6 protein-coding genes are annotated in these 7,228 nt (G+C 63.2%); 1 reads left to right on the forward strand and 5 read right to left on the reverse strand.

What is annotated here, in order from left to right:
* Positions 1 to 136 precede the first annotated feature (136 nt).
* From C1D09_RS29990 to C1D09_RS30010, 5 genes are all read right to left on the reverse strand, one after another.
* Complete coding sequence (locus C1D09_RS29990; protein ID WP_143977585.1) at positions 137 to 1,780, reverse strand: Na+/H+ antiporter; 1,644 nt, start codon at positions 1,778 to 1,780, stop codon at positions 137 to 139.
* Between the two features lie 296 nt (positions 1,781 to 2,076).
* Complete coding sequence (locus tag C1D09_RS29995; RefSeq protein ID WP_143977586.1) at positions 2,077 to 3,330, reverse strand: L,D-transpeptidase family protein; 1,254 nt, start codon at positions 3,328 to 3,330, stop codon at positions 2,077 to 2,079.
* A gap of 580 nt (positions 3,331 to 3,910) precedes the next feature.
* The gene (gene ldtR, locus C1D09_RS30000; protein ID WP_008875359.1) at positions 3,911 to 4,426 is read right to left on the reverse strand and encodes a transcriptional regulator LdtR; all 516 of its coding nucleotides are present in this window, start codon (positions 4,424 to 4,426) and stop codon (positions 3,911 to 3,913) included.
* 238 nt (positions 4,427 to 4,664) lie between these two features.
* Positions 4,665 to 5,087 (reverse strand): DUF6163 family protein, encoded by a 423-nt coding sequence (locus tag C1D09_RS30005; RefSeq protein WP_019857605.1) that lies wholly within the window; start codon positions 5,085 to 5,087, stop codon positions 4,665 to 4,667.
* Positions 5,084 to 6,127: an enoyl-CoA hydratase/isomerase family protein gene (locus C1D09_RS30010; protein WP_143977587.1), complete on the reverse strand. Its 1,044-nt coding sequence runs from the start codon at positions 6,125 to 6,127 to the stop codon at positions 5,084 to 5,086. Before C1D09_RS30010 ends, C1D09_RS30005 begins: the two co-directional genes overlap by 4 nt.
* A gap of 185 nt (positions 6,128 to 6,312) precedes the next feature.
* Here C1D09_RS30010 and C1D09_RS30015 point away from each other — a divergent pair, with 185 nt between their 5' ends.
* Positions 6,313 to 7,143 carry a DUF2066 domain-containing protein gene (locus C1D09_RS30015; protein WP_143977588.1) on the forward strand — a complete coding sequence of 277 codons (831 nt, stop codon included), beginning with the start codon at positions 6,313 to 6,315 and terminating at the stop codon, positions 7,141 to 7,143.
* Positions 7,144 to 7,228: the final 85 nt, after the last annotated feature.

Consider the following 7,228-nt stretch of genomic DNA (forward strand, 5'->3'; position numbering starts at 1 on the left):
CGCTGCACACTTTTGGGCGACACGCATTGCCGCGCCATTAACACAGTTGCTTTCGACCCGCCACGTTTGCCGCGCGAAATTTGCTGGCCGGTTTGCGGCAGAGGCCGCAAATCCGCGGCCCCCGAGCACCCCGGTGCTACTTCCGTGTCTGCCTGCCGTTCAAAAGGGCTTCCGTCAGCGTGATCTCGGTGAACAGCGCCCGCGCTGTGTGGTCGTTGATCTCGCCGCGGCGAAGCATGGCGCGCAAGGCGTCACGCTCGGCGGCGATGCCGGCGAGCCTCAGATCGATCTCCAGCCTTCCCGCCTCCCGCACCTCGGCGCGCGCCTCATCGGCCTCGTCGGACGCCGCGATGCGGCGCCGATAGGCAGCGACAATGCCGTTGGCGGCGGCGAGCTTGAGGCCGGGCACATCGCCCTCGTCTTCATCCGTCTGGGCGATGCTTTCGAGGTGGGCGATCGCAGCCTTGGCAGCGCCAACGCGAGCCATGCGTTCCTCGGCGGCGCCTGCGTCTTCGCCGGGCGCGACCAGCCCGCGCGCGATTACCGGCAAGGCCAGGCTGGCGATCACAAGGGAGCAGATGATGACGCCGGCGGCGAGGAAGATGACCAGGTCGCGCGCGGGGAATGGCGAACCGTCCTGGAGGGCCAGCGGCAGCGACAATATGCCGGCCAGCGTGATGGCGCCGCGCACGCCGGCCACCGATCCGGCGAGCCGCACGCGCAGGCCGAACGGTTCCGCCTTCCGCTTGCCGAGCCGCGCAGCAAAACCCGCCGTGATGTCGCCAATCCAGATCCAGACGAAGCGGAGCGCGATCAGGCAAAGGGTAAGCAGAAGGACCGTCAGCACCGGCTCGAGCAGCCAATGGCGGCTCGAAAGCTCCGGCGGCACCTTGCGGATGATTTCGGGAAGCTGCAGGCCGAGCACGATGAACAGCGCGCCGTTGAAGACGAAGGAAAACGTCGTCCACAGCGAGATCGTCTGCATGCGCGCCGAGACGCCGAGAAAGCGGAATATGCCGGTGCTCCCGGTCAAGAGACCGGCGGTCACCGCGGCCAGGATGCCCGAGGCCCCGAAATGCTCGGCGGCGAGATAGGCGACGAAGGGAAGCAGGATGGTGATCAGCACCTGCGCCTCGGCCGGAACGCCGCCGATGCGGTTCAAGAGCCGCAGCGCGTTGGCGGCGACGAACAAGGCCGCCACGCCGGCGAGGATACCGACGGCCACGGCGTAGAGAAAACTCAGCGAAGCGGCGGCAAAGGAGAAACTGCCGGTCAATGCCGCCGCGACGGCAAAGCGGAACATGACCAGGCCCGACGCATCGTTGAGCAGGGACTCGCCTTCCAGAATGTGCATCAGCCGCGCCGGGACGACGTTCCTGTCGACGATTGAGGAGACGGCCACCGCATCGGTCGGCGACAGCACGGCCGCGAGAGCGAAGGCCACTACCAGCGGAATGCTCGGCACCAGCCAGTGCAGGGAATAGCCGAAACCGACAATGGTGAAGAAGACGAGGCCGATGGCAAGGTCGAGGATCGGCCCGCGCAGCGCCATCAACTCACGCTTGGGCGCGCCGAAGGCGTCGCTGAACAGCAGTGGCGGAATGAACACCAGCAGGAACATTTCCGGATCGATTTCGACATGAATACCGCGCACAGGCCAGGCAAGGGCAGCACCCATGGCGATCTGCAAGACCGGCAGCGGCACCCGCACCAGCCGCACCAGCGCGCCGGAAACAGCGACGAAGACCAGCACGACGAGGACGAAGATAGCGGCTTGCATGGCACGATTCCGGCTGTTTGGCGAACCATGCGCAATCGACGTCCTCGCGTCCAGACACGGCCGGGACGGCGATGGCCGAGGCTGGCCATATTCGCGGTATAGAAAAACGGACCGCAGGCCGTCTACGCAAAAGGCCTTGCCGAAGCGGCAGTTCGTTCCCGTGTCGACAATGTTGCAAACTCGGCGCCGTCAAGCGCGCAAGCGGTGGCGCGGTCGGTCAACCAGCGGCTGATTAAACCATCCCGCAAAAGAAAGGCCGCTCCTTCGAGCGGCCTTTCGTCAAAATTATCAGCCTCTTAGAGCGAAGAGGTAATCTGCAGTTCGCTGGCGCCGTCCAACGCGTAGACGTCATCGCGGAACTGGACGACGCCGGGTCCGGTCGACCAGGCGGAGAGATAGAGGAAGTGCACCGGCACCGGGTTGGTGACCTGGATCGGCGTATTCTGGCCGGTCTTGATCGCGGCCTCGAAATGCTGACGGTCCCAGCCGGGCGTGTCGCGCAGGATCCAGGTGACGAGATCGCGCACATTCTGGACGCGCACGCAGCCCGAGGAATCGAAGCGCATCATCTTGCCGAACAGGCTCTGCTGCGGCGTATCGTGCATATAAACGCCGTCCGGGCTCGGGAAATTGATCTTGACCGACGCCATGGCGTTTTCCGAACCGGGATCCTGGCGGAACCGATACTTGGCCGCATCATCCGTCGACCAGTCGACATTCATCGGATCGACTTCGCTGCCATCCGGCGCGAACAGGCGGATATGGCTGTTCTTCAAATAGTCGGGATTCTTCCGCATCAGCGGAATGATGTCCTTGCGCACGATCGAGACCGGCGCGTTCCAGTACGGGTTGACGATGATCTCGTTGATCTTGGAATTGACGATCGGCGTCTGGCGATCGATCTTGCCGACGATTGCGGTGTGGCGAAGCACGACGCGGTCATTCTCGACCGCTTCGATCTGTGCGGCGGGAATATCGACCAGCACATAGCGGCTGCCCAGCGTGCCGGCCTTCTCCTTCAGCCGCTGCAGATTGGTCTGCAACTGGCCGAGCCGGACCTGCGCCGAAACGTTCATCGCCGCGTAGGTGTATTTGCCCATCGAGCCGTCAGCCGGCAAGCCATGGCGCAACTGGAACCGCTTGACGGCTGAGTCGACATAGGAATCGAAGGCCGTCGAAATGCCGGCGCTCTGCGACAGATCGCCCGCAACCATCAGGCGCTTGCGCAACGGCACCACGTCCGGGTCATCGACGCCGAGTTCCAGTTTCTTGGTCCCGGGGACCTCTACCCAGCCGCCCTGCCCGACAATGTTCTGATACTGGGCGACCGCCTGCTCGGTGAACGCAACGGTCTGCGGGCTGAAGATAGGCAGCGTCGACGCCACCTTGCCGCCTTCGCTGGCGCGGGCGTCGAACTGGTCGTCCCAATTGCCGCGGGCCGAGGATTTCAGGATATCCCCGATCACATCCTGCGCGCTCGCGCGGCCGGCCACCATGGCGGCGGCGAGCAGCGAGGCTCCGGAAAGGAAAAAGCGGCGGCTGGTTCTCATGGACGTTCCAGACATTCTTGTAGCGTTCGATCAGGGGCGATTTTGCCCACACTCTAAAGTTGGCAATCTTAACAATTAGCCAACCATGTCCGCATCGGTTCGGCCACAAACGCGTGACGCACCGTCCGGTTCCAGGTGAACGCACGGCCTGGACCGCAGCATCACCGACATCCTCGGTTCCATTGGAATATGGCGGCAACGTGGCCTTGGCCCGCAATTTGCGCCGCCCGGCACGGCGAAATGAAAGGGGCGTGGTTTTTCGGTATCGAAGCCGCCCTGTCGCGCATTGTCAGCGCCGGGACGTCCAGGGCGGCAACCGCGGCGTTTCATCCGCGCAGACAGCTAGGGGCCTGGGCTTGGTCTTGGACGGCGACACTGGCATGTGGCGGAGAAAGCAAAGTGCGCGGCGGAACTCGCCTCTTGCCGGCTCCAACTGCTGCACCGATCAAGCGACGCCCACCCCAACTGCTGGCCGGCTGTTCATGACCAGAAAAAGAGCCGGTGCTTTCGGCACCGGCCCCTGACTGAAGGTCGCTGTTCGGGCCGTGCTTCTTCGGCACGGCTGCCGTTCGTGGATGACTTACATCCGGTAGGCGATGGTGTCGTTCCAGAAGCGGTCGAGGCGCTGCAGGGCGCGGTTCATCTGCTTGAACTCGTCGGTGTTGATGCCGCCGACCTGCTCGATCGAGCCGACATGGCGCTCATAGAGACCGGCTACGACCTCGGCCACCTCATTACCCTTCGGGGTCAGCGAAACGCGGACCGAACGGCGGTCGATGCGCGAGCGCTGGTGGTTGATGAAGCCGAGATCGACCAGCTTCTTCAGATTGTAGGAGACATTCGAGCCGAGATAGTAGCCACGCGAGCGCAGTTCGCCGGCGGTCAGCTCGGAATTGCCGATGTTGAAGAGCAGCAGCGCCTGAATGGCGTTGATGTCGGAACGGCCATTGCGGTCGAATTCGTCCTTGATCACATCAAGCAGACGGCGGTGCAGCCGCTCGACCAGCTGCAGCGATTCCATGTACAGCGAACGGATAGCCTCGCGGCGATCGTCGGAAACGTTGGCGGTCTTCGCCGCCGGACGCGAATTGATCATTGTCTTTGCCTCTCGTTTGTCGCCCTGGTGATTTTTTGTTTTTCACCTTGATCGCGACACTATCGAATACTCATAAAATTCGACTTAAACGCTAGGGCTAACAAGAGCTTACCGGTAAGAGGTTTCGAAAGAGGCTTAACGAACGGTCACCCGAGTAAGGATAATTAACCTAAAGGCTTAGGCACTTATCGCAGGGCTCAATCCGGGCGTTTGCCAAGTCGTCAACGGCCTCAACGGCTTAGTGCCGGACAGGGCGTTTCTGCAGCCAGATGACGACGCGAAAGACGATGTAGAGCAGCGCCACCGCCGCATGCGAGACGACGATCAGCGGCCGATGGCCAAAAAGCTCGGGAAAACCGGCATACATGACGGTCTCGGTGACCGCGCAGATGAACCAGATCACCGGGCCCCACGAGGCCAGCATCCACAACCCTGCCGCGGCAAAGGGGAAAAACACGGCGAGCATCACCGCCGCCACCTGCCAATGCACCGGCATCAGGTCGAAGCGCCACAGCGGGCCCGGATAGAAGCCGATCAGCTTGATCCAGTACAGGATGCCGAACAGCAGGCAGTAGCCGGCGATGACGCGCTGGAACCAGGCGAAGATCACCTCAACCGTCGAGGGCTGCAGCACGACGCGTCTCGACGTCACCTCGCTCATAGCGGGAGTTCCCGTTCGCCGAGCGGGGCGAAATAGGCCTCGACATCCGCCTCGCCGACCGTTTCGAGCGTTGCCGGCCGCCATTGCGGCTTCGATCCCTTGTCGATGATGGCGGCGCGGATGCCTTCGTAGAAATCGTGGCCGGCAAGCATGCGGTTGAGGATGCGGAACTCCATCTTCATGCACTCGTCCATCGACAAGGTCTGCCCGGCGCTGATCTGCCGCCAGGCGACGCGAAGGCTGGTGGGCGAGCGCGTGCGCATCGTCGCCAGCGTCGTTGCCGCGAACGCGTCGGTGCCCGCCGCGCGGTCCAGACTGTCGATGACATCCCGCAGCGACGGCTGGGCGAAATGGCGGGAGATCGCTTCCAGCGTCGGCCTGTCGGTCTCCCGCTTTGCCGGGACGAAGCAACCGCGCAGAACCGATTCCGGATCGCCGGTCAGCACCAGCCGATCAAGGAAGCTGGCCTGGTCCTCGGCCTTGATGGTGTGGGTGGCCAGCCCCGACCACAGCGCATCGCCATGGCGGATCCGGTTACCGGTCAGGGCCAGATACATACCAAAGGAGCCGCCAAGGTCAGGCAGCAGATGGCTGGCGCCGACATCCGGGAAAAAGCCGATGCCGACCTCCGGCATGGCGAACTGGGCATTCTCGGTCATCACCCTGTGCGAGCCGTGAAAGGAAATGCCGACACCGCCGCCCATGACGATACCGTCGATGAGCGCCACATAGGGTTTCTTGAAGCTGTTGATGTGGGCGTTGAGCCTGTACTCGTCGGCGAAGAACTCGACCGGCGGCTTCCCGGCCCGGCCGGCTTCATAAATGTGCAGGATGTCGCCTCCAGCCGAAAACGCCCTGCCCTCTGCCTTGATCAGGACGACTTCCACGCCGTCATCGCGCTCCCAGGAATGCAGGGCCCTGCCCAGCGCCCGGACCATGCGATGGGTGACGGCATTGAGCGCTTGCGGCCGCGTCAGCGTGACGACACCGGCCCTGCCCAAGCGCTCGAAGCGAATTTCGTCGCCTCCATCAAAATCCATCGCCAGAGAATCCCTCCCCCGCGCCTGCGGGACTGAAGTGCTAAAGGCGGCGCATGGGTGCGTCAATGGCAGCAGCCTCCGCGCCGTGGCCTTGGCGACCGGCGGCGGGCGGTGCTACGAAGATCGCCGCCGTTGCAAACGACGCGCCGATATCGCGCACAGACGGCGTCGGGGAATAGCCAGCCATGCCCGGATTTCTTCGTGCCGTGCTTTTGACGATGGGGGTCATGATCGCTGGCCTGGCGCCTCGCGCTGCCTTTGCCGTCACGACCGACGATCTCTACCAGTCGCGGACCATCGTCACCGGCCAGGGCGAAGAAAACCGCCGGATGGGCTTCAAGGATTGCCTGGACCGGGTTCTGGTCAGGGTTTCAGGCGATCAACGCCTGTTGGAGAAACCCGAAATGGCGGCTCTGCGCGACAAGGCCGGCGATTTCGTCGACACCTTCCGCTACCACGACCGGCTGGAGGGCATTCCGATCCATGACGAGCAAGGCACGCATGACCGGCCGCACGATCTGACCTGTCTCTATAAGCCCACCACCGTCAACAAGCTGCTCGCGCAGCTCGGCAGCAAGCCCTGGCTTGGCGAGCGGCCGACGCTCTCGATACTTCTGGCTGTGGAACGCGCGGGGCGAGGCTTCGTACTTGCGAGCGACGGGGACGAGAGCCTCTATATGCGAGAATCGTTTGAGGCGGCCGCCAAGCCTATGGCGATGTCGGTCATCATTCCCGACAAGGCCACCCTCACCAAGAGCGGGTTCACCTTCGACGAGGTAAGGGCCGAATCGCCTGAACTGCTTGGCGGCGATGCCAGAACCCTCGGCGGTCGGCCTCTCTTGCATGGCCACATTTCGTGGAGCGACAAGGATTTGGGTTGGGTCGTCCAATGGCGGCTTGCGATCGATGGCAAGATCTATAGCTGGCGCGTGCGCGGCGTCAGCTTCGACGAGGCGTTCCGCGCCGCGATCCGTGGCACGGCGCAGATTTTGTCTGGCAACGGTCAGCCCGACTGACATCGCTTCCGACACTGGCACAATCGTGTCGCATTGGTCAGCGGCGGGAGCTCGTGATAAAATCCGCTGATCCGGAGTATTGGCC

The sequence above is a fragment of the Mesorhizobium intechi genome (assembly GCF_002879535.1).
GTDB classification, from domain to species: domain Bacteria; phylum Pseudomonadota; class Alphaproteobacteria; order Rhizobiales; family Rhizobiaceae; genus Mesorhizobium; species Mesorhizobium intechi.

Bases quoted from the DNA above. Each gene is read 5' to 3' on its own strand.
- C1D09_RS29990 (WP_143977585.1), bottom strand. From the start codon at position 1,780: ATGCAAGCCGCTATCTTCGTCCTCGTCGTGCTGGTCTTCGTCGCTGTT.
- C1D09_RS30005 (WP_019857605.1), bottom strand. From the start codon at position 5,087: ATGAGCGAGGTGACGTCGAGACGCGTCGTGCTGCAGCCCTCGACGGTT.
- C1D09_RS30015 (WP_143977588.1), top strand. From the start codon at position 6,313: ATGCCCGGATTTCTTCGTGCCGTGCTTTTGACGATGGGGGTCATGATC.
- C1D09_RS30010 (WP_143977587.1), bottom strand. From the start codon at position 6,127: ATGGATTTTGATGGAGGCGACGAAATTCGCTTCGAGCGCTTGGGCAGG.
- ldtR (WP_008875359.1), bottom strand. From the start codon at position 4,426: ATGATCAATTCGCGTCCGGCGGCGAAGACCGCCAACGTTTCCGACGAT.
- C1D09_RS29995 (WP_143977586.1), bottom strand. From the start codon at position 3,330: ATGAGAACCAGCCGCCGCTTTTTCCTTTCCGGAGCCTCGCTGCTCGCC.